The organism is Streptomyces sp. NPDC003016, from assembly GCF_053591455.1.
This window is the reverse complement of sequence record NZ_JBSFTV010000013.1, coordinates 26,373-46,706: the sequence shown is the minus strand read 5'-3', so window position 1 is coordinate 46,706 and position 20,334 is coordinate 26,373. Positions and strand designations below refer to the sequence as shown.

The 20,334-nt window shown below is 68.3% G+C and carries 22 protein-coding genes and 1 pseudogene; 13 read left to right on the top strand and 10 right to left on the bottom strand.

Translation table 11 applies throughout. The annotated features are described in order from the left end of the window. Positions 1 to 41 precede the first annotated feature (41 nt). Positions 42 to 296: pseudogene (locus tag ACWDZ4_RS13545) on the top strand (integrin alpha); the annotation flags it as partial. A 135-nt stretch (positions 297 to 431) separates the two neighbouring features. Here ACWDZ4_RS13545 and ACWDZ4_RS13540 read toward each other — a convergent pair. Next, the gene (locus ACWDZ4_RS13540; RefSeq protein WP_451508672.1) at positions 432 to 959 is read right to left on the bottom strand and encodes a hypothetical protein; all 528 of its coding nucleotides are present in this window, start codon (positions 957 to 959) and stop codon (positions 432 to 434) included. 309 nt (positions 960 to 1,268) lie between these two features. On the opposite strand from ACWDZ4_RS13540, the gene ACWDZ4_RS13535 reads away from it, so the two are divergent. Further along, positions 1,269 to 2,924, top strand: a complete 1,656-nt coding sequence (locus ACWDZ4_RS13535; protein ID WP_451508553.1) for an FAD-binding oxidoreductase — start codon at positions 1,269 to 1,271, stop codon at positions 2,922 to 2,924. Positions 2,925 to 3,386: 462 nt separating this feature from the next. Here the strand turns inward: ACWDZ4_RS13535 and ACWDZ4_RS13530 are convergent, their stop codons facing one another. Continuing rightward, on the bottom strand, positions 3,387 to 3,587 hold the full coding sequence (locus ACWDZ4_RS13530; protein WP_451508552.1) for a hypothetical protein: 201 nt from the start codon (positions 3,585 to 3,587) through the stop codon (positions 3,387 to 3,389). A 434-nt stretch (positions 3,588 to 4,021) separates the two neighbouring features. On the opposite strand from ACWDZ4_RS13530, the gene ACWDZ4_RS13525 reads away from it, so the two are divergent. Further along, the gene (locus tag ACWDZ4_RS13525) at positions 4,022 to 4,312 is read left to right on the top strand and encodes a DUF6924 domain-containing protein (protein WP_451508551.1); all 291 of its coding nucleotides are present in this window, start codon (positions 4,022 to 4,024) and stop codon (positions 4,310 to 4,312) included. Here ACWDZ4_RS13525 and ACWDZ4_RS13520 read toward each other — a convergent pair. Continuing rightward, a complete protein-coding gene (locus tag ACWDZ4_RS13520; RefSeq protein WP_451508550.1) occupies positions 4,302 to 4,457 on the bottom strand; it encodes a hypothetical protein in 156 nt (51 codons plus the stop codon). The genes ACWDZ4_RS13525 and ACWDZ4_RS13520 overlap by 11 nt on opposite strands. 588 nt (positions 4,458 to 5,045) lie before the next feature. Between ACWDZ4_RS13520 and ACWDZ4_RS13515 the strand changes: the two genes are divergently transcribed. Next, entirely contained in the window at positions 5,046 to 5,831 is a 786-nt protein-coding gene (locus tag ACWDZ4_RS13515) for an SAM-dependent methyltransferase (protein ID WP_451508549.1), read from the top strand. Positions 5,832 to 6,364: 533 nt separating this feature from the next. Here the strand turns inward: ACWDZ4_RS13515 and ACWDZ4_RS13510 are convergent. Beyond that, positions 6,365 to 6,943 (bottom strand): TetR/AcrR family transcriptional regulator, encoded by a 579-nt coding sequence (locus ACWDZ4_RS13510; protein WP_451508548.1) that lies wholly within the window; start codon positions 6,941 to 6,943, stop codon positions 6,365 to 6,367. A gap of 83 nt (positions 6,944 to 7,026) precedes the next feature. Here ACWDZ4_RS13510 and ACWDZ4_RS13505 point away from each other — a divergent pair, with 83 nt between their 5' ends. Then, positions 7,027 to 7,626 (top strand): dihydrofolate reductase family protein, encoded by a 600-nt coding sequence (locus ACWDZ4_RS13505; protein ID WP_451508547.1) that lies wholly within the window; start codon positions 7,027 to 7,029, stop codon positions 7,624 to 7,626. Positions 7,627 to 7,787: 161 nt separating this feature from the next. Here the strand turns inward: ACWDZ4_RS13505 and ACWDZ4_RS13500 are convergent, their stop codons facing one another. From ACWDZ4_RS13500 to mscL, 4 genes are all read right to left on the bottom strand, one after another. Beyond that, positions 7,788 to 8,000: a hypothetical protein gene (locus tag ACWDZ4_RS13500; RefSeq protein WP_451508546.1), complete on the bottom strand. Its 213-nt coding sequence runs from the start codon at positions 7,998 to 8,000 to the stop codon at positions 7,788 to 7,790. A gap of 838 nt (positions 8,001 to 8,838) precedes the next feature. Beyond that, positions 8,839 to 9,099 (bottom strand): GlsB/YeaQ/YmgE family stress response membrane protein, encoded by a 261-nt coding sequence (locus ACWDZ4_RS13495; protein WP_451508545.1) that lies wholly within the window; start codon positions 9,097 to 9,099, stop codon positions 8,839 to 8,841. A 174-nt stretch (positions 9,100 to 9,273) separates the two neighbouring features. Further along, positions 9,274 to 9,672: a DUF3662 domain-containing protein gene (locus ACWDZ4_RS13490; RefSeq protein ID WP_451508544.1), complete on the bottom strand. Its 399-nt coding sequence runs from the start codon at positions 9,670 to 9,672 to the stop codon at positions 9,274 to 9,276. Positions 9,673 to 9,910: 238 nt separating this feature from the next. Beyond that, the gene (gene mscL / locus ACWDZ4_RS13485; RefSeq protein ID WP_451508543.1) at positions 9,911 to 10,381 is read right to left on the bottom strand and encodes a large conductance mechanosensitive channel protein MscL; all 471 of its coding nucleotides are present in this window, start codon (positions 10,379 to 10,381) and stop codon (positions 9,911 to 9,913) included. A 586-nt stretch (positions 10,382 to 10,967) separates the two neighbouring features. Between mscL and ACWDZ4_RS13480 the strand changes: the two genes are divergently transcribed. From ACWDZ4_RS13480 to ACWDZ4_RS13455, 6 genes are all read left to right on the top strand, one after another. Next, complete coding sequence (locus tag ACWDZ4_RS13480; protein WP_451508542.1) at positions 10,968 to 11,204, top strand: XRE family transcriptional regulator; 237 nt, start codon at positions 10,968 to 10,970, stop codon at positions 11,202 to 11,204. A gap of 244 nt (positions 11,205 to 11,448) precedes the next feature. Then, on the top strand, positions 11,449 to 11,997 hold the full coding sequence (locus tag ACWDZ4_RS13475) for a phosphatase PAP2 family protein (protein ID WP_451508541.1): 549 nt from the start codon (positions 11,449 to 11,451) through the stop codon (positions 11,995 to 11,997). Between the two features lie 98 nt (positions 11,998 to 12,095). After that, positions 12,096 to 12,272: a hypothetical protein gene (locus ACWDZ4_RS13470; protein WP_451508540.1), complete on the top strand. Its 177-nt coding sequence runs from the start codon at positions 12,096 to 12,098 to the stop codon at positions 12,270 to 12,272. A gap of 76 nt (positions 12,273 to 12,348) precedes the next feature. Further along, a complete protein-coding gene (locus ACWDZ4_RS13465) occupies positions 12,349 to 12,774 on the top strand; it encodes a phage holin family protein (protein WP_451508539.1) in 426 nt (141 codons plus the stop codon). Beyond that, positions 12,771 to 13,112, top strand: a complete 342-nt coding sequence (locus tag ACWDZ4_RS13460; protein WP_451508538.1) for a DUF3618 domain-containing protein — start codon at positions 12,771 to 12,773, stop codon at positions 13,110 to 13,112. Before ACWDZ4_RS13465 ends, ACWDZ4_RS13460 begins: the two co-directional genes overlap by 4 nt. Positions 13,113 to 14,168: 1,056 nt before the next feature. Next, a complete protein-coding gene (locus tag ACWDZ4_RS13455; protein ID WP_451508537.1) occupies positions 14,169 to 14,441 on the top strand; it encodes a hypothetical protein in 273 nt (90 codons plus the stop codon). 179 nt (positions 14,442 to 14,620) lie between these two features. Here the strand turns inward: ACWDZ4_RS13455 and ACWDZ4_RS13450 are convergent, their stop codons facing one another. Next, complete coding sequence (locus tag ACWDZ4_RS13450) at positions 14,621 to 15,349, bottom strand: N-acetyltransferase family protein (protein ID WP_451508536.1); 729 nt, start codon at positions 15,347 to 15,349, stop codon at positions 14,621 to 14,623. A 551-nt stretch (positions 15,350 to 15,900) separates the two neighbouring features. Between ACWDZ4_RS13450 and tap the strand changes: the two genes are divergently transcribed. Then, positions 15,901 to 17,991, top strand: a complete 2,091-nt coding sequence (tap, locus tag ACWDZ4_RS13445; protein ID WP_451508535.1) for a telomere-associated protein Tap — start codon at positions 15,901 to 15,903, stop codon at positions 17,989 to 17,991. Between the two features lie 5 nt (positions 17,992 to 17,996). After that, positions 17,997 to 18,551: a telomere-protecting terminal protein Tpg gene (gene tpg, locus ACWDZ4_RS13440; protein WP_451508534.1), complete on the top strand. Its 555-nt coding sequence runs from the start codon at positions 17,997 to 17,999 to the stop codon at positions 18,549 to 18,551. A gap of 292 nt (positions 18,552 to 18,843) precedes the next feature. On the opposite strand, the gene ACWDZ4_RS13435 is transcribed toward tpg, so the two are convergent. Next, positions 18,844 to 19,902: a VWA domain-containing protein gene (locus tag ACWDZ4_RS13435; protein ID WP_451508533.1), complete on the bottom strand. Its 1,059-nt coding sequence runs from the start codon at positions 19,900 to 19,902 to the stop codon at positions 18,844 to 18,846. Between the last annotated feature and the right edge of the window lie 432 nt (positions 19,903 to 20,334).

Sequence of the window (20,334 nt, the reverse complement as noted above, 5' to 3'; positions counted from 1 at the left end):
CACACCCCGCCTCCCCCACCTCCCCCGCCTCGGTCAATGTCATGGCTCCCACATCCTCCGTCAGCCACCCACAGGCGACGAGGTCGTCGAAGACGCTGTCGAAACCGATCCCGTCCCACAGGTACGCCGTACCCTGCACCCTGCTCGGCGCCCTCACGCTCAGCCCACTCCGCGGTGCACCCGAGGCCGCACCGGTGCGGTCCGGGACCGAGGCCGACCGCGACGGTGACGGCCGCCCCGACCTCGCCGTCGGCGCGCCGAACGCGAAGGCCGGGTCGCGGGAGTACACCGGAGCCGTGGCCGTGTTCTACGGATCGGCCTCCGGGGTGTCCGCCGGACGGCGCACCGTCGTGCACCAGGACTCGTCCGGGGTGCCGGGGACCGCGGGGAGGAACGATGCGTTCGACCGGTCACCGGTCACCGGTCACCGGTCACCGGCCTCGGCCGACCTGGATGGTGACGGGTACACGGAACACCCGGGGAACATCCGCGTCAACGCGGGTGTGAGGTGCGGTCCGCCCGGACGCCCTTCGCACGTCGACCGGGCGGACCGCTCCGGACGGGCTTTTCCTGACCAGCCGGCTGAGGACCGCTGTACTGCGCGGTTCAACCGGCACGGGTTGCAGCATGACCGGATAGGTGGAGTGGGTGTATCCGGCCCGGACCAGTGGCTCTGCGCACGCCATTGTGACTTCGTCGTCAAGAACGGAGATCACTCGGTGTGGCAGATGCCCCGGTGCCTCCTCCGCGAGGGCGGGCAGCACCTCGGGTTCGAAGGCCGTGTCGATGACGGCCCGGTTGTTCGCGCGGGAATGTGCGAAGGCGTCGTCATATACGGCGAACCCGCCCGGGAGGTCGACGATCCGCGCGGCCTGGCGGCGGGCGAAGGCCGTCAGGAAGGAGTTGATCCGCTGTAATTCTGAGTCTGGTATGGGGGAGCACAGGAGGCCCTGGGTCATGGCCTCCTGCGAACGGCCTCCATGGGCTTCAGAACACCCCGGTCGCCTCGTTGTTGTTTTTGGCCTCGCCTCGGCCGGCCCTCCTGCCGCGCGGCGGGTGCGGGGCCTTCAGGCCGCACGGGAAGCGGGCACTCACACAACGGCGGCCGTATGCGAGGGATGGCTCCGGCCTCGGTCCCGGTCGGCCGCCCCACGTGGCCGACGACGAGCAGTCGGAATGGTGCCGGTTCACTCGAAGGAGCCGGTTACACACAACGGGTGCACGGTAGGACTGAGGTTGTTTGCCGCTGCCTCGCTCGAGAAGGTCCCATGCCAGCAACACCGATCGACATCACTTCCGCCGACCATCGCTACGACGCTCTGCGTCGCGGTTTCAACCAGCGCTGGATCGCCGAACCTGACAACGTCTTCCTGGCCGCCTCCACAGAGGACGTGGTCGCCGCCCTGACTGCCTATCTGAGCAGGCCGGCCGGCAAGCGGCGCCGTATCACTGTCCGTTCCGGCGGACACTGCTACGAGGACTTCGTCTGCTCGGCCGACGTCGGCGTCATCATCGATGTGAGCCAGATGGACGGCGTCACCTACGACTCCGAGATGAAGGCGTACTGCATCGAGGCCGGTGCGACGAACTGGGGCAGCACCACCCGGCTGTACCGCTCCACCGGCCTCGCCCTGCCGGGAGGGTCCTGCAGCTCTGTCGGGCTGGGCGGACACATTTCCGGCGGCGGCTACGGTCTGCTGTCCCGGCTCCACGGGCTGACGGTGGATTACCTGTACGCGGTCGAAGTCGTCACCGTCCCCGACGGCAGGAAGCCCGTGGTCAAGGTGGCCCGCAAGGACTCCAAGGAGACCGACCTGCAGGACCTGTGGTGGGGCCACACCGGTGGCGGCGGAGGAAACTTCGGTGTCATCACGCGGTACTGGTTCCGCGGCCTGCCGGAGCCGCCTGCCCAGGTCCTCCTGCAGGCGGTTGCCTGGAAGTGGGACGACTTCCTGAAGCACCCCGCTGCGTTCAAAGGTCTCGTCCGCCGCTACGGAGAGTTCTTCGAGTACGAACACGCAGGCACAGGTGGCCCCGAATTCCTCCATAAGACCGACTACAGCGACATGTTCACGCTCCTGCGGCTCACCCACCGCAGCGCCGGCAAGGTCGGCCTGACCGTCCAGCTCGACGGCACCCGCAAGGACTCCCCCAAGCGTCTGAAGGACTTCCTGACGTACATCACCCAGGACTTCTCCTCCAAGGAAGGCAAGCACTTCGTCGAAACCAAGCCCCTGGACCTGGCGATCGCTGAGCACGGGCCGCAAACCGACTGGTTCACGGCCACCAGCCTGCCGTGGCTGACCGCCACCCAGAGCCTCAACGACACCGGACCCAACCGGTGCGGCAAGTACAAGTCGGCGTACATGACCAGCGGATTCACCCAGCCCCAGATCGATGCGATCCACCATCACCTCACCAACGAGTACAACAACCCCACCGCGCTCCTGCAGGTCGACTCCTACGGCGGGAAGATCAACAAGACAGCCCCGGACGCGACGGCTGTGCCGCAGCGCTCCTCCGTCCTCAAGCTGCAGTACCAGACCTACTGGAGCTGGAACACGGACGCGAACAAAGATGGCGTGCACGACTACAAGGACGCCGAGGTGGACCCGGAAATCGCCGCCCCGCACCTGAAGTGGATCCGCGACTTCTACCGCGCCGTGTACAAGAACACCGGTGGCGTCCCGGCGGTGGCCGACCCTCAGCGGCCCGAAACCAAGACGGTGAACACCGACGGCTGCTACATCAGCTACCCCGACGTCGACCTGTCCGACACGACCGAACAGAACACCTCGGGACAGGCATGGTCCCAGCTGTACTACAAGGACAACTACGAGCGACTGCAGCGGGTGAAGAAGCGCTGGGACCCGCACAACATCTTCCACCACGCCCAGTCCATCGCCGTCCCGGCAGATCACTGAAACCACGCGTTCAGGGCCAGCCCGGCACGGGAACGGGCCGCCCTCGCCGATGCGTTCATCGCGCGAGAGGGGGGAGACCACAGCCGGCTGCGCAGGTGGGCGGCCGATGGCACCGGGGAGAAGGTCTTCAGCGCCCTGCCGGCCCAGGCCGATGTCGACGACGGCCCCGACTGGGTCGTCGCGGTGGATTCCGCCATCATGCGGGCTCATCAGCACACGGCCGGGGCCCGTCAAAAGGGACCCCGGCCGGGCGGGGGTCGTACCCGCGTGTGGGCAGGTCTTGGCCCACCTGCGGGTGCCCCGGTCTGCCAGTCGGCCTCGCGCGACCCCGCGCACGGTCCTGGCGTACAAGGCGCATTCACCGCGCGCCATTCGTGAACACCTTCGGCGGTGTGGCATCCGTGCGGTGGAGAGGACCTCCCGAGCCCGTCAGATCCGCCCGGACACGGTGGCTTTCCGGCCCTATGAGCCGGCCCCCGAGATGCCCTGGGCAAGCTGGGTCAGGACGTTCGCGATCCCCTGACCGCACGCGGCCGGGGCGATCAGCACTCCGAACGCCAGCACGGTGATCACGGTGAGCTGCTCATCTCTCAGGCTTCTGGCCTGCGTCCGGCGGCACAGGCGCAGGCGCAGGCGCAGGGTGATGATGACAGCAAGCAGCACGACCTGGGGGACGCATTTCAGTCATGACCCTGTCGTTTGGCTGAATCCAGTGCAATGCTGTGACGACGGTGATCCTCTCGCTCCCAGGCGAGGGCCGCCGCCCCTGGCCCTGTTCTGTGTGCTGCCACACGGGCGGGACCCGCCGTCCCTCCCGGCCCTCCCCACGGGAGGGACGACGGCTGCGCAGACACACGGCCCGCCCCACGGCTTCACGGGCAGTCGTTCCGACCACGCCGTAACGCGCAGCGGAGCAGGACGCGGCACCGCGAGCAGGCTGATCTCAAGACCCCGAATCCCGGATGACCATGGTGGACGCGCCCCCTCGGACGGCATGCGGCGTCTGAAACGCCGGGCAAGCGAGCGGCAGGTCAGCAGCACGAGCCGACGACAACGCACGGGCCGGAACCCTGGCGTGGTGTGGCTGAGCATTTCAGTTGGCCACCTCGGGCTTCCTGGCTGACCCGTCGCACCCGCTCCTGGCCGTCGATCTCTACGACGAACCCGGGCGGACCTTCCGAGTCCCGGCCCGGTGGTGCTCCGGGATCTCCGCCCATCTGAGCATCGCCGACTTGGACTTCACCGACTTCACCGATGTCGCGAATGCCAGGGAGGGATCGGCTACGTTCCGCGGTTTCGGAGGAACTCGAACGCCGACTGGTCAAGCTGAGCGCCCAGTCACGCGTGGGTTCCGGCCCGTGTCGCATATGCAGGGGGTCAGATGGTGACTTCGACGCAGTCGATGTCGGTCAGCTCCACCAGAAGCCCGGCCGCGCTTGCCGTGTTCATCAGCCTGTGCGTCCTCACCTCAAGCACGAGCACGAGCACTGGCGGCGCGGTGTGGAGGTCGCCGTCGTCTACGTGCGCGAGCACGGTGACCTGCGGGTGCCGTCACGTACCGCGTCCCCGGACCCGAGGGAGGGGGCGGACGATCGGTCCGGCGCGTAACCGCGGTCCCGCACCAACCAGACGGCTCGTGAGCCGAGTGAAGGCACGAGCCGCCACGCTCCGGCAGGCGCTGCGGCGACCCAGGAGGGCCACACTCTGCGCGCGGGCAGGGCCGGCGGCAGGAGCGGGTCGGGAGCGATGGACGTGAGGTGCAGGTGGTCGCTCGTATTACGCGGTCGGTGACTTCGGTGGTCGGGGTGCGGGGCCTGGCGATCGAGCAGGACAGTCCGCGGGCCATTCGCCACGCTCTCGCCGGGAGCAGGCTTCTTGGTCCGCCTGCGGCTGCCGACGCGTCGTGAGGCCGTTCCTGCGCCGGTGTGATGGAGCAGATCGGCCGTGACTGCGCAGCTCCGCGCCGTTCATGCCGAATTCGTCGGGGATGGCCACGACGATGGCCTCCGAGTCCGGGGGCCGGGCAACTTCCCTCAGGGGCACGGGTACGGTCATGCCCATGAGTGCAGCCCGCCAGCTTCTGGCCAACTGTGTTACCTGCACGGCGAGTAGGAGAATGTGATGACCCCTGACGACGTTGAGTTCCGCAAGCAGATACGGTCGGACATACCGCATTCCGCGCGGGTGTGGAACGCGTGGCTGGGCGGGAAGGACAACTACCCGGTGGACCGGGAGCTGGCCGACGCGGTCACGGCCGCCTACCCGCAGATGGCCGACATCGCGCAGGCATCGCGTGCGTTCCAGGCCCGGGCGGTCCGCCATCTCACCACCTTGGGAGTGCATCAGTTCCTGGATGTGGGAACAGGTCTTCCGGTGGAGAACAGCACCCACGAGGTCGCCCAGTCCGTCGCACCGCACGCCCGGATCGTCTATGTGGACAACGACCCCATCGTCCTGGTTCATGCCGCTGCGCTGCTGACCAGCGCCCCGGAGGGCAGGACGGCCTACGTGGATGCGGATCTGTCCGACACGGACGCGGTAGTGGACGAGGCGGCGAAGACGCTGGACCTGTCCGAGCCGGTGGCGGTGCTCCTGCTGTCGACCCTGGGACACCTGCCCCCGGCCGACGGGATCAAGGTGGTTCAGCAGTACATGGCCCGGATGCCGTCGGGGAGCTACCTGGTGCTCTGCGACACGGTGAAGACGCCGCAGACACTGGCTGCGCAGGAGGCGTACGACTCGGGTGACAACCCGCCCTACCTGGTACGGGAACCGGAAGAGATCACAGGGTGCGCCGAGGGCCTGGAGCTGATCGAACCGGGCTTCGTATCCATCGCGTTCTGGCGCCCGACGCAAGAGCATCCGGCAGCCGTCGACCAGTGGGGACTCGTCGCCCGTAAGCCCTGAAGGGCAAGACAGGCAGGTTGTCGGCCCTGTTCCGGGCCGGGGTGTCCGCGGTGGTGCGCCGTGTCAATGGGGCAGAGACCGTCGAGGTCATGCGTATGGCCGGGGCTTGGGCCGCTGAAGCCCCGGCCCGTGGCGGGCAAGGGGAGTCGGCCGTGCCGGTGCGTACGCTGCGGGCAGGAAGTCGCCCCGCGCCCCACAACAGCACGGTACGGGCTGTGACGGACATACAGGGGACACGCAGGGCCACAGGGCCGGGACTCCATCGGGTGCCGGCCCTGTGTGGCGTCCGAGTGCGGGAAGCACCAGAAGGCGGGCATGGCGGCGAAGGCCGGGCAGCTGATGCGGGATCACGGATGGACGCCGTCGATCCCCTGCCCGGGGCGCTGGAGCCGTGGTCATGCCCGTGCGGAGAGCGCGAGGAGTGCGGGCAGAAGGCCGGGCTGACGTTCGCGAAGACCCGGGAGCGCGGCCGAGATCGCCGAATTCGAGGCAGCTCGCGTCACCGCCCAGGGTCGAGCCCGCGCCCGGTCCGTCTATTCCGTCCTCACGATGCGTTCGACCGCGGCCGCCACCAGTTCTTCGCGCTCCGTCTCCGTGAAGACGTCCGGCAGGGTGAGCTGCTCGACGATCAGCCAGTTCAGAGCCAGCATGAGCAGCTTGACGGCCATCGCGTCGCCGGGGAGGCCGGAGGTCTCGTGGTAGGCGATGTTGGCGTCGACGTCGGCCCGGACTCGCGCGGTGAGGACCTCGCGCAGGGCGGGGCGGCGGGTGGCCTCGAGGCGGAGTTCGAGCAGCGCGAGGTAGCCGGTGCGGAAGGAGGCGACGCGGCCGATGAGTTCACGCATCAGCTCCGCGTACGTCTCCCGGTCACGGTCGGCCGCCCGGTGGCGGGCGATCGTGGCCTCGTCGGGCTGGAGCCGCTCATAGACGCGGGCGCCGGACTGGGTGAGCAGGTCGTCACGGTTGGCGAAGTAGTTGGACGCGGTGCCGGCCGGCACCGCGGCCTCGACGTCCACCGCCCGGAAAGTCAGGCCTCGCGCACCTTCCCTGGCCAGCACCTCGATCGCGGCGTCGACCAGGGCGGCGCGCCGCTGGTCGTTCCTTCTCACCATTGACACCACTCCATCCGTAGCACTACGTTCAAACCACTGCAAACATAGTAGTACATGTGGAGTTTTCAGGGATGTGAAAGCTCGTGTACTACGTAGGCGTCACGCTCGACGGCCGTACCGCCTGTCCCAGTGACGAGTGCGACTTCTTCCCGACCGGGGACGGACAGCAGACCGCCGCCCACTCCGCCTGGATCAACACGCTGCACCCCGAGACCGTCCCGACCGCCTACCGTGCCACCGCCGGCCTCTCCGACGCGCCCAACCGGCGCTTCGACACGGTCGTCATGGGCCTCGGCACCTACCGGTCCCCGCTCGACGCGGGGATTACCAGCCCTTACGCGCACCTGCGCCAGTACGTGGTGTCAAGCATCCTCAAGCCCGACATCGGCCCGGACGTCACCGTTGTCCCGGGCGACCCGCTCGCCCTCGTGCGCGAGCTCAAGCAGGAGGAAAACGCCGGCCTGGACATCTGGCTCTGCGGCGGCGGCAGGCTCGCGGGCGCTCTCCTCCCCGAGATCGACGAACTGGTGGTCAAGAGCTACCCCGTGGTCGCCGGCGCCGGAATCCCGTGCCTTCGACGGCGCCTTCGACCCCGTCGTCTTCGACGTCGCCGAACGCACCGCCCTCTCCAGCGGCACCACCCTCACCCACCTCATCCGCCATTACTGACCGTTTCAGAATGAGTTCGGCGCGAGAGCTTGACAGTTGAGTAATGATCATGACACCGGCCCTCGCCGGGACTGTTCATGGAGGGGGTGCTCCGGTCGTGGCTCACTTCCGAACCCCGGCCGAACCCCGGCCGAAGCCCGGCACACAGCACGCGCCCATGCCACAGCCCCAGACATCATTCACGCCCGGGTCCGGGGCGTGCGCCCGGGAACAGGTCTTCGTTCAACCGGGTACGCAGCAGCAGGAGCGCCCCGGTATCGGCCTGCTGGGCCAGCCGCTCGGGCAGCGCCCGGATCCGCAGATCGTCGCCGTCCCGGACCGCTTGCACGATCTCACCGTCCGGCTCAGGCGGTGGAGGCCGCAGCCGCTGCACCATCTGGTCTGCCATGGGCCGCCGGTTCAGCTCAGTGCCACAGCCACCATCGCCCACACGGCCGTGATCACCGCCGCGCAGAGCATCACAGTCCGTTCTCGCCCCGGCGCCGCCTCCCCCACCGGCCAGATGAGCGCACCGGATGCAGAACCGCCCGGCTCCGGCCTGGCATGTCCGGCCACCGGGTCGTCACCCAGCCGGTCTCGGGTACCTGTCTGCCGCAGCAGCGCACACAACGCGCAGTCGTCACCGCCGTGCACCGGCGAGTCCAGCCAGTACGCACACGCCCACAACCCCCGAGCGATCTCACCGTGGGAACCTTCCATGCCCGGCCAACGTCCGGGGCCCGCGAAAAGAACGCCCCTCAGCAGTAGTGCAACCTCACCGAGACACAGCCGTTAGCAAGCCGCGCGCACATCCACATCAGCGGTCTGCTCCATGTGGCCGCCCCAGGCTCTTCGCCTGCCCGGGCCGGTTCACCGGGTCTTCGTACGCCCCGCCATCACCCCGCCATCGGCTCGCCGAAGCGCCCTGGTGCTCAGAGCGCCCGCATCATCCGGTTGCCGGTGCGGTACCGCGGTGCCACCAGGTGGACGAGTTTCAACCGGGAGGCGGCGCCGGTCACTTGACGTACCGCAGCGGACGCGGCACGCCCGCGCCGCACGGTCCGAGGGCGTTGCGGCGCGCCGGTGTGATCAGCGGTGATCCGCCGGACGTCGAAGAACTCCCGGCTGCTTCATGCGGACGCCCGTGACGGGCCGGCCGGTGTCACGTTCGGCCAGTCCTTTGTCATCGGGCATTGAAATGCCCTGCCGGCCGGCAGTACGGGCGACAGGGCGGAAGCAGGGTGGGGTCAAGCGTGCCGTCGGGCCCACAGGGGGGTGACGAAGGCGACGAGGACGGCGGCGACGCCGATCTGGAAGATGTGCCGGATCCAGTCGATACCTCCGGTGTCCCGTACGCCGAAGGCACTGGCCAGCACATTGCCGACGAGGGCACCCACGATGCCGAGCACGATCGTCAGCCACAGGGGAATGGGCTGACGGCCGGGCAAGACGAGCTTCGCCAACAGGCCGATGATGAGTCCCGCGATGATGGCCCACAGGAACGACACGACAACTCCTCCTGTCCACTGCCCCGGCCTTCGGGGCTTAGAACCCGCGTGCCCCCGGAAGCCCGCCGTACTCGTCATCAGAATGACTGAATTCAGCATAGAAACGATCACTGCCATTCCTGCGCGACCGCGACAACAGCTCTGCGTCTGACCGAGCGCCCCGAGACACCGGGCTCAACTCACCCTGGGGAAAGCGTCGGCGCGAACATGGGGCATGGCACTGCTGGCAACACGGTAGCGGCCGTCGGGAAGGTCCGCCGAGGCGGTGACGCGCACAGTGAGCGGGCCGGCCCATTCGTAGCCGTTCTTCTCGCCGTGGCGGGCGAGAGCATCCGTCAGGGCTTGCCCCACCCGATCGCCGTGCCGGACCAGCTCCTCGTGTATACGATCGTCGATTCCGACTTCATAAGCGTTGGGCGCTATGACGCGGTTTTCGCTGCACACCACGGCATGGTCGTCGCATTCACGCCGCAGAGCATCGATCAGCTCGACCGGCTCGCTGTGGGAAACCTTGGCGAGTAGTGCGTTCTGCCAGCGTTCGAGGGCTTGTTCCCATTGATTCAACGTTTCCATAACCACACGCCTGCCCCGGGCGCCTCCCCGCACGCCTCAGTTGCCCGCGGCCTCCACCGACACCGTCGACCGGTTGCCGCCCGAGGTCATACACCTGCCGCGCCTGCGGGTTCACGCCGGTGGGTGAGCTGGGCCTGGAGCGGCCGGCTGAGGACCGTTTGTTTCCGGCAACGTCTCCCGCCCTCTGCGCAGCCGCCGGCACTCATCGCGGCCCGCTCTCGCCCGGGGAAGTCGGCTGTCAGGCACGTGTGCGCGGGCCTGGGGGAATTGTGCCGCTTTCGGCCGCATCAGTGAGCGGCACCAGCTCGCTGGTGCAGTGCCCACAGCGGCGCGCCTGGGCAGGGACGGGGTTGAGACATGCGGGGCAGTCCCGCTTGTCCGCCTGGACATCGTGATGCGGGGCGAAACGCTCGTGGATTTTGTTGACCGGCAGGACGACGAGAAAGTACAGCACGCAAGCGATGAGCAGAAATCCGATCGTGGCGTTGATGAAGTTTCCATAGGGAAATATGGTTTGGCCGATCGTGAAGGTTTTGCGGCTGAAGTCGCCCGTCGCACCGGTCGCCAGGCCCACCACAGGGGTCAGAAAAGCTTTCACGAAGCCGTTGACCACAGTGGTGAACGCGGCGCCGATGACGATACCGACAGCCAAGTCCACGACGTTTCCGCGCAGAATGAAGCTGCGGAAGCCTTGCAGCAAATCCTTCATCAGCTCAGTCCTTCCTCCGGGTTCGCCCGGACAGCGCAGCCGGTCTGCGCCTGCTCTCACCTCACGCATGCCCCTTTCGGCGTCGGCACACCAGCAGCGTCGAGCCGAGCCACCCGGGGACCGGGTTCTGGCCACGGTTCAGGACATTCGGGACAACGGCGAACAGAACAGATCAGCCGCGGCGGCTACGCAGTGCGGCGTTCCTACGGCGGAGACGCCGCTGCCGGCGACCAGCAGAACTGGGCCACCGGCGAAACTCATCCTCCTGGGGCCCGCGGTCTCTTGTCCCCTGCCCCTTCGGGCGCCTCGGGTTCCCGGCGCCCGTATGCGGCCGGGAACGTGTGGAGGCGCCGCGCAGCGGTGGCCGGCCGGACTTGTCAACAGGTGTGGCCTTCACCCTGCGGCGGGGGTGGCTCCGAGTCCGGCTGCGGGCTCGCAGACGAAGGGGCAACTGATGAGGCGGCAGCTGAGCTCCTGGGCGCGGAGAGGCGCGTGAACGTCAGGCTGTCGCCCTCAGGGCCTGCGCCCGCCCGCCCGGACGGACGATCCGAGGACTGAGTACCTCTGCGGTGGGCAGGCGAGGGGAATGGCTGACCTTGGAGAGCTTCTGCAAGTGACCATGCGCCGCCGTCGCCTGACCGTGCAGGCCCTCGCGGAGCGAACCGGAATCCGTACGCCACGGATCAGGGCGTTCGTGGAGGACGGGGCGAGTGGCCCCGTCCATCCCACTGAGCGGGAGCTGGCCGAACTCGCCGGCGTCCTGGGACTGCCGCTGCCCGAAGTCCTTCACGCAGCCCGGGTCGTCGACAAGGCCCTGGCCTGACAGCGTTCTGGTGCTCATGGCAGTGATCGCGGTGCTGTTGCCGGCACTTTTCCTCGGCTTAGTGCTTGTGCTGGGCCGATACGAGGAGCGTCTGTTCATGCCCCGGCCTGTCCGTCGGCACCGCCACTCCCGCACGGCCCGACATGCGCGACGATGAGAGGTGGCACCTAAGTCCGGCTCCACTGGACCCCGGCGCGCCGCTCGAACTGGCGTAGGGATGCGGACTGCGGGGAAGCAGACGATCATGCGTCCACTCCATGACTTCCTCGATCTCGACCGGCAGCTGACCCGTCGGGCCGCCTCCTGGGACTCCCCCTGGGCCCGGCAAGTGCTGCCGGCGGTCGAGTCCGCAGCGGAGAAAACGAAACTCTGGTGGGGCACCGCCCTGGTCATGACCGTCACGGGCGGGCACACCGAGCGCAGAGCCGCAGCGGCGGGCCTGGCCGGCATGCTTACCGCACAGGTGATCGGCAACGCGGGGTGCAAGCAGCTGTACGAGCGGCGCAGGCCCCCCGTGGAGATGATCCCGCACGACGATGCCGAGGACCGGCCGGAGAGCTCTTCCTTCCCGTCCGGACACACCGCGGCCGCCGTGGGTTTCACCGCCGCGGTGGCCCTCGTCTCCCCATGGTGGGGAGCGGCCTCCGCGGTTCCCGCCGCGATGGTGGCCGTGGAGCGTGTCCACAGCGGAGCCCACTACCCCAGCGACGTCGCGGTCGGCGCCGTCATCGGCCTGACCAGCGCCTGGCTGGTCCACCGCGCACCTCGGCTGCTGCTCCGCAGGCTGCTGTAATCCCCTGTACGGGGCGTCGGCCACCCGCATGGCAAGACAGAACTCGGGTACGCGGCCGGGAACGCCCCGTACCCGACACGAGCGGAGAGTCAGGTGTCATGGCGGCATCCTTTGAGATACGGCACCAGCCCGGCAAGGGCTACCCCTTCGCCCCGTTCGTCACCAGCGAGTGCCACGAAACCCACCGCGCCCGCCTGAACGGCACCGACTCCGTCAAACCCGACGCCGAAGCGCCCGTCCACGCCGTCGCCCCCGGCGCAGGAAAGGGAAGCTGACGTCCGGGCCGCCGGCAGTCACGCCGGGGCACGCCCACGCCGTGCCCCGGCTGAGCATGGAAAGGCAGGTAGGACGATGAGCACGTCCATGGCCCCCCGGCCGCGTCAGACCTCCGAGGCCGAGGAGCCGGTGGGTGAGCTGGTCAAGCAGGCGTCGGAGCAGGTCTCCCAGCTGATGCGGCAGGAACTGCGCCTCGCCCGGGCCGAGATGCAGCAGAAGGGCAAACGGTTCGGGATCGGCGGCGGCCTGCTCGGCGGATCCGGCGTGGTCGGCCTCCTCGCCCTCCAGGCCCTTGCCGCCACCGCGATCGTGGCGCTGAACCTGATGTGGCCGCTGTGGGTCTCCGCGTTGACCGTGACCGCGGTCCTGGCGGCGCTGGCTGCGGGGCTCGGCGCCGTGGGCAGGAAACAGATCAGCCAGGCGAACCCGCCCGTCCCCGAGCACGCTATCGACGGCGTCAAGGCCGACGTCGCTGAGATCAAGGAGAAAGCGCACCGATGACCGTCAACCCGCAGGACAACGGTTCCACGCCTACCCCTGAAGAACTGCGCGAGCAGGTGGAAGGAACCCGCGAGGAACTCGGCCAGACCGTCGAAGCGCTGGCCGCCAAGGCCGATGTCAAGGCCCAAGCACAACAGAAGGCCGCACAGACCAAGGAGCGGATCGCGCAGACAGCGGCCGCCGTGGCAGACAAGTTTCAGGAGAAGACCCCGGATCCGGTCCTGGAGAAGGCGTATCAGGCACCAGAGCGCGCGCACAGCAACCGTGGCCTGCTCATCGCCGGAGTCGCTGCGCTCGCCGTGCTCGTCCTCGTGCGCCGTAAGAGGAAGGGTCGCTGATGAAAGCCTCCACGGTGCCTGCAAGCCCATCGGCCTGGCGCTCGGCGCCGTCAGCGGCGTCGTGGCCGGCGCGCTCTTCGAGCAGGTCCGGAAAGTCAAGGGCAGCATGCGGCGGACCCACCTACAAGGGTGGCCCCCCGCCCAGGTGAAGACGGCCCGGCGCACCCGCACCCGGCCGATCACGCACAGCCTGGCCGGTACACCCGAGCCGGCCAAGCTCCAGCAGGTCCTGACGAAAGTCACCAGCACCAGACGGAAGTCACCAGCACCACAGGAACAGTCCCTGGTTACTACTGAGCCTCTTCCAACCTGGTGTGCGTGTGGAAGCCCTGGTCAGGGGCGCGTGCCGGATGCGGGAAATCGACCGACGACCAGGCGCTGACCAGCGTGGATGCCGGGTTGGAAAAGGCTCGACGAATAAACGCAGAACGTCGCAGCGTTGCGGGGCCTCATGAGCAATTGAGCGGTCTCCCCCACGGGGGGGCAACCCATTGGATGCCCCCCCACCCGTCGCCACCTCGAAACCCAGGCCCTTGGAGGGCGGCCTTCAAGGTGGCCATGGCCCGTTCGCAGAGGATGGAGCCTCTCCCTCGCTCGAACGAAGCCGGGAGCTTGAGGAAGGAAGGCGAACAAGCGAAGCTCCTGGTCGGCACGGGTGATCTTGACCGTGAACCCGTACCGACCAGAAGTCCGACCTCTCCGTACAGCCCACCAACCACCCACTCGCACCGTCAGACCGGAAAGGACTGACGGTCTTACCGGGTCACCCAAGGGGCAGCAACTCGGCACCGACCGGCAGCAGTTCCTCCTGTCGGCTGTGGACGACTGCCGGCTCGTAGGCGTGGCGGCGGCCCGGCTGCCACTGCCCTCCGGCGCATGGTGCCGGGTCAGGACAGCAAGAGCCAGGAACCCTCCTCTCAGGCCCCTGGATACTCGCGCGGTCGGCGCTCCGGTCGAGGGAAGGCCGGATGACCGTCCGGTGCCGCATCCGGCCGGTTTCGGTCTCTCCCCGGGCGGGAACACCGAAGCCGACCCGTACGGAACACAAGATCACAGGTGATTCCCCTCGGGGTGGCGGCGGTCCACGCCGTCGAGAGCGACGCCGGTACGGGCGGTGTGCTGCCGAACCTGTCCGGCAGCAACTCCTCGGAGCACGACGGCCTCTGCGACAACGAGACAGTCCCGGTGTTCAGGAAGACCACCTGCGTCACCGTCGAGTCGACCAGGGAGGGCCGGCCAGTTCGGTCTCCGGCCGGCCGGTCGGCCGGCCGGTCGTGGCGTGGCTCCTTCTCCGGGGAGGCAGAGCCTGCCATCCGGATCAACCAGTGACCGGGTGGTTCCTTTCGCACAGCGCCACCCGGGGAAGCGGCCGGCCGTATGAGCGTGGTGCAGAACGTGAAACCTCCTCCGGCCGGCTGCGGCCCCGCGTTCACGGGTCCGCGCGAGGTGCTTACGGCAACGAAGCAGCCAAGCACCAGCCACGGACGGACGGAAGACGAGGAGCTGGCTCAGCGTTCGCCGCCGGTCGGCCTTCCCAGGTATGTCAGCGGCCCCGGGTCCGCCACCGGTATCTCGGTGAATCCCAGCCGGTCGTAGAAGGCCCGGGCGGGGATGTTGGCGGTGAGCATGGACAAGTGGACTGCCGGGACACCCTTGCCCCGCAAGGCATGGAGGAAGGCGTGCATCAGAACCCGGCCGAAACCGCGCCGTTGCCAGTCGGGCAGCAGGTCGATGTGCAGATGGGCCGGGTACGCGGCGACCTCCGGGCGGACCATCCGCTCCGGGTGGTACAGCAACGGGATCATCTCCTGCGCCGGGGTACGCGGCAGGCCCTCGGGAAGCGGGTAGCGGTCCGCGACCCTCGGGAGCCATACGGTGCGCCAGGTCCTTACGAAGCGCGAGGTGTCCGCCGTGCCCAGGATGTAGCCGACGGCTCGTCCGGTCCCGTCGTCGAGCACGAAGGCAAGGTCGGGTTCGAAGTACGCGTACGGCGCGGCGAACAGCGTCGACATCAGATCCGGGTGGTCCGGGTAGAGGCAGCGGGAGTCGCCACCGTTGTCGGCCGTGCGGGCACAGATGTCGGCCACGGCGTCCCCGTCCCCCGGCCGGTACGGGCGTACGGTCGGCTCCTGCTCCTGCTCCTGCTCCTGCTCCTGCTCCTGGAAGGTGTCCGTAGCTCCGGCGGGAAGCGCGGTGTGGCCCGCGGCGGCAGAGGAAGACGTCGAAGGAGAAGTCATCTGGCGATGATGCCTGCCATGGGAGCGCTCCCACAAGCTCATTCACCGACCTCCGCCCCGTACCACCCCGGGGCGGGTTCCCGGCGGGCAGACCGGATAAGCGGCGCATCTCCGCCCCGAAATCAACGGGAGCGGCTTGAGTGGGGCGAAGCGGCGTTGACCGCTTACTTCGACGACCGGTTCTCAGGTGGCGCAGGATCGCCCGGCTCTTGATGCTCCGTCGATTCCGTCGCACGACGAGCGGAAGTCCGCCGTGCGGCAGTGACTGATGCGGGTTTGATGCTGCCCGGGCATCTGGCCCTGTGGCAGCGAACCGTGCGTGCATGCCGCGAAGTTCGAATAGTCGCAGGTCATGCTCTGAGGCAGACGCCCCACCCGGCCCGCCGACCGGTGGCGATCTCCATCTGCCACGGCACCGAAGCCCCTCGCAGACCGCTGGCCAACTGTTGGCCGACGTCATGCGCTCGCAACCAAAAAATACCCGATGGGGTTAAATCCAGGCATTAATCATGGGTTAAATTCTGCTAGGGTCCCGGAAGGAGGTGCACCACATGCCAAGCCAGGAAGAGCTGTTCGAGGCAGTGGACGCGCTGCTGGAGGGTGGACCGCAGTTGCCGCCTCCGGCGGAACGGGCCCGGCTGCGCGAGGCGGCCGGTGTCTCCCAGACCAAGCTGGCACAGGCGTTGAAGTCGACGCCTCAGACGGTGAAGAACTGGGAGAACGGCCGCTCCGAGCCGAGGCCACCGCGTCTGCAGGCATACCTGCGGCTCCTGGAGGGCTGGGCCGAGAGGTACCCGGCGCCGGTGTCCGCGGCCGTTCCCGCGGCTGCAGCCGTTCCGGAAATGTCCACCGGCCCCGCCTCCATGGCGCAGCCGATTCCGGCCGTCCCCGCGGCGGTGCCCGTCGCGAAGAGCACGCCCGCGGCGGGACCCGTGACGTCATCGCTGCGCCCGGCCAGGAAGCGTGTCGTGCCCAGCCGTGCCGCTGCTCCCTACCCGCACGGGCCGCTTGCCGTGCTGGACGGTGACGGGATCGCGTACGGCGTGGACGGGATCGTACTGGAATGCCCGGCGACGACGATTCCACAACTGGTCGTATGGGCCCTGGAAGAGTCGGGACTCGGCGCTGCGCGCCTGCACCGCAACGGCAAGGACTCCGACCCGCTGATCGTGCTGACCGTGTCGGCGGCCGTACGGTTCGGGCTGCCGGAGCGCCTGGAAGGCCCGGAGGCCCGCCGTTCGCTGCGGCTGGAGGAGGGCCACCCGGTCGTCAAGCAGATCACGAAGGCGAAGTGGAAACTGACGCAGCGCGGGTTCGGACCGTGGGCGCGCATCTACCGCCCGGCGAAGGCCGGACAGCGCCAGTGCGTGCAGCTTGCGATCCTGTCCTGGGACGCGCTGGATTCCCGCGCCTGGCCCGGGGTCACCGAGCTGGAACCGGAGGAAATCGCGCGCGTCCTGGGCGTCTACGCCCAGCGGGTGATCACCCCCCGCGGCTCCACCGCCGTCTCCGGCCTGGAACTGATGACGGCGCTGCGCCCGCCGACCCGAGCCGTGAAGGATGAGGCGACGGGCGAGTGGGTGCCCGGCCACAACCCCGGCTCCCTCGGCACCGAGCCGGTCGATCCCGCGCCACCGGAGGCCCCCGCCGAGCACCCTGTCGCGCAGGGCTGGACGGGTGGCTTCCTCGATGAGGAGGCGTACCAGTGGGTGCGCGACCCGCACCTGCTCACGGACGAGGAGTGCCTGCGGCCCTTCGCGGTCGGCCTGGACCTCAACGTTGCCTTCCTCGCCGCCGCGGCCCGGCTGGTCGTCGGCCTCTGCGGTCCCGACCACTTCGACCGCCCCCGGTTCAACAAGAAGATCCCCGGCAGCTGGCTGGTGGACCTCTCGCACATCGAGCTGGACCCACGCCTCCCGTCGCCGTTCACACCGTCCGGTCTGCGCCCGACGGGTCCGGCCTGGTACCAGACCCACACCGTTGCCTACGCACAGGAGCTCGGCCACGAGGTCCAGCCCATCGAGGCGTACTTGCGGCGGGAGACCGGCGCGTTCCTCGACCCGTGGCACGACCGTCTCAAGGCCGCGTACGTCGACACGATGGCCGACCTGGGGGTGCACGCGGACCTGGAGGACCAGCAGTTCCTCGCCGCGATGGAGCAGCACAAGCAGACCGACCCCGGCATGGCGGCCGTCCTCGCTGCCATCAAGGCCACGGTCAAGGGTGGTGTCGGCAAGCTGCGTGAGCGCCCGCAGGGGCGCCACTACCGCGACGGCGAACCGTGGCCGGCTCTTCGGCGCCCGACGTGGCGCCCCGACATCCGTGCCGCGGTCGTCTCCAGAGCCCGGGTGAACATGCACCGCAAGATGGCCAACGTCGCCCGCGCCACCGGACAGTACCCGCTCGGTGTACTGTCCGATTGCGTCGTCTACGCCAGTCCCGGCCCCGGTCCGCTGGACTTCCTGCCCTACTCCACCTCCGGCAAGCCGCTGCCCGGCTCCTTCCGCCTCGGCCTCTCCCCGGGCCTGGCGAAGGTCGAAGGGGTGCAGGAAATGGCCTGGGTGGTGGACCTGATGGAGAAGGGCCTCAATCCGGCCCGCCACATCAAGGGCGGCGACGCCGTCCTGGACGAAGGAGAGTAGAACCCGTGGGGGACATCGACGACGCCCTGGACCGCGCGGACCGTGAGGCATTCACCCGTGAGCCGCCCAAGAGTCTCAAGGCCCGCATCAACTTCCTCATGGGCAAGCTGAAGACGACCAAGGCCGTGGCCCGGGAGCTCGGTGTCAGTCAGCGGTCGGTGGAGCGCTACCGCAAAGGCGAACGGAGAAACCCTCCCCAGGAGATCGCCGACCGGATCGACACCGCGGTCCGTGCCCGCTGGCAGCCTCAGGTCCGGGGGCGCCGCCGCAAGCAGGCCGCTACCCGTACCGGTATCACCATCGAGACCCGCGCCCGCTTCGGCTACACCGCGCCCATCGGCACCACCGACGACGGCCGCATGCGCCGCCTCACCGTCCATCTCCCCCACCACTACGCCGACCGCCTTTTCCAAGCCCAGCGACAAGGCGCCGGGGACGACCAGCTCCGCGGCATCGTCGCCGAAGGCCTTCAAGAGGTCTACTTCAAAGACAACGGAACCCGCGCCGACCACCTCGAAGTCCACCTCACCGACATCGACTACATCGACGTCTCCTTCTGAGGAGCGACCACGCTGGAGACCCGCCACACCGGTGGTGACTGGGCACTCGATCTGGCCGCCTTGCGTTCGCGCCGGCCTGTTGGGTGTTTCGCGTCGAACCTTCGAAGGGCTCGGTGCTCGTCCCCCTGAAAGGGTCACGGGCTCCTGTCTCCGACCGCAGCCGCTCTCTGCCAGGACGGCGGCCAGGACGTGCACGACCTGGCCCGCGGAACCGACGTCGGGTGAGGCCCACGACTGACCGCCCCTTCGCAGCTGGTCATGGACCAGCTGCTCTACGCCCTTCTCGTGAAGTTCAGAGCATGATGAGCAGACGCGTCTTCGGCTTGAGCTTTCTGTTCACCGAACGACTTTGCACGTATACCTCCAACTTGGGATTGTGCCCCGCCTTCACGGAGACGGTCCCCTGGATACCCGTGCCGAACAGAAGACTGCGTGCCGCGTCGCCCGTGTATGCGCGGTCGGTGTCCTTCTCGACCACGATGACTTCCTTGTCGGGCTGAACCTGAACTCGGGTGCCCAACTGGTAGTAACACGACCCTCGTTCGTACGTCACGCCCGGATGTGAATCAACGAAGGACCGAATCTCGGCCTCCGTGTCGACCTTCAGGAGTCGATACTTGTCGGCCGGGACCGGTTCGAGGTTCGCCCGCACGTCGTCGATCGATACGTCCTGGCCGACCGTGAACAGGTTTTTCGTTCCGCGCACGCCCTGCTCGCGGCCACGGAGGAAGCTGGTGGCGGCAGCGCGCACGGTACCGATCGCCTCCTCGACACCCTCCTGGGAATCCGCATCCCAGATGGCGATGTTTCCGGCCGGGAAGCCGTAGTTCTGAGCGGTTCGTTTCGCCAGGGAGTCCGGAACGAGGATCGCGGAAGTCCAGTGGTCCGCAAGCGCACCCATCTTCGCCGCGATCTTGTCGAGCCAGGGGCCGAGGACGGCCATGTCGCCGTCGTGCCGTCTGTCACCGCCGGAGGCGTTCTCCTCGCCATCCGTCACCACGATCTGGAGGAAACTGTGCTCGCCGTACGCCTCCCAGATGTGGCCCAGGTCGTCCAGGGACTTCAGGGAGGCTTCGATGAGGGCCGTAGCACCATTGTTGACCTTGTACAGACCCCGCATGGACGGCAGATGCTTCACGTCCATGTCCCAGACCAGGTTCTCCACCTTGTGGTCGAAGGAGTAGAGGCTGATCCGGGTCTCATGACCGAGGCTGTCCGACTCGGCCTTCAAGCCCGCCACGAACTCGTCGACGACACGGACGAGTTGGCTCTGGTGCTGACGCATGGAACCTGAACAGTCCACTACCAGCGCGACGTGATTCACCTTGTGCTGGATCTTGTTGGCGGACACGTTTCCGCTCCTTCTCCGAGGTTCCCCGAGTGATGTCTCCACACTATGAGGAGGCACTGACAACGGAGCTTGACGGGCCATCACCCGCCTGTCCCGCGACAGACTCCGGGGCCGGGCAGGAGGTCGCGGTGAGAGCCGGACGCCCGTGTTCCGAGCCCAGCCGGCCGCGCAGGCCCAGCCGTCCCTGCTCGGCCTGCTGGACCGGCTCACCACGCCCCCGTCCAGGTCATCACCGACCTGCACGAGACGCTCGTACAGAACAGCCGGTCGGCCGCGCGCGTCGGCCGTCCTCCAGGCAGGCGTCACCGGAACTGCTCTGCGTGACCGGTACGCAGAAAAGGGCAGCGGGCGAGAGCGCGTTCCGTCGGGGACCGGACACGAACGCCGGTTGCTGGGGCCTGACTCGTGATGCCACCGGTGGTCAGGCAGAAC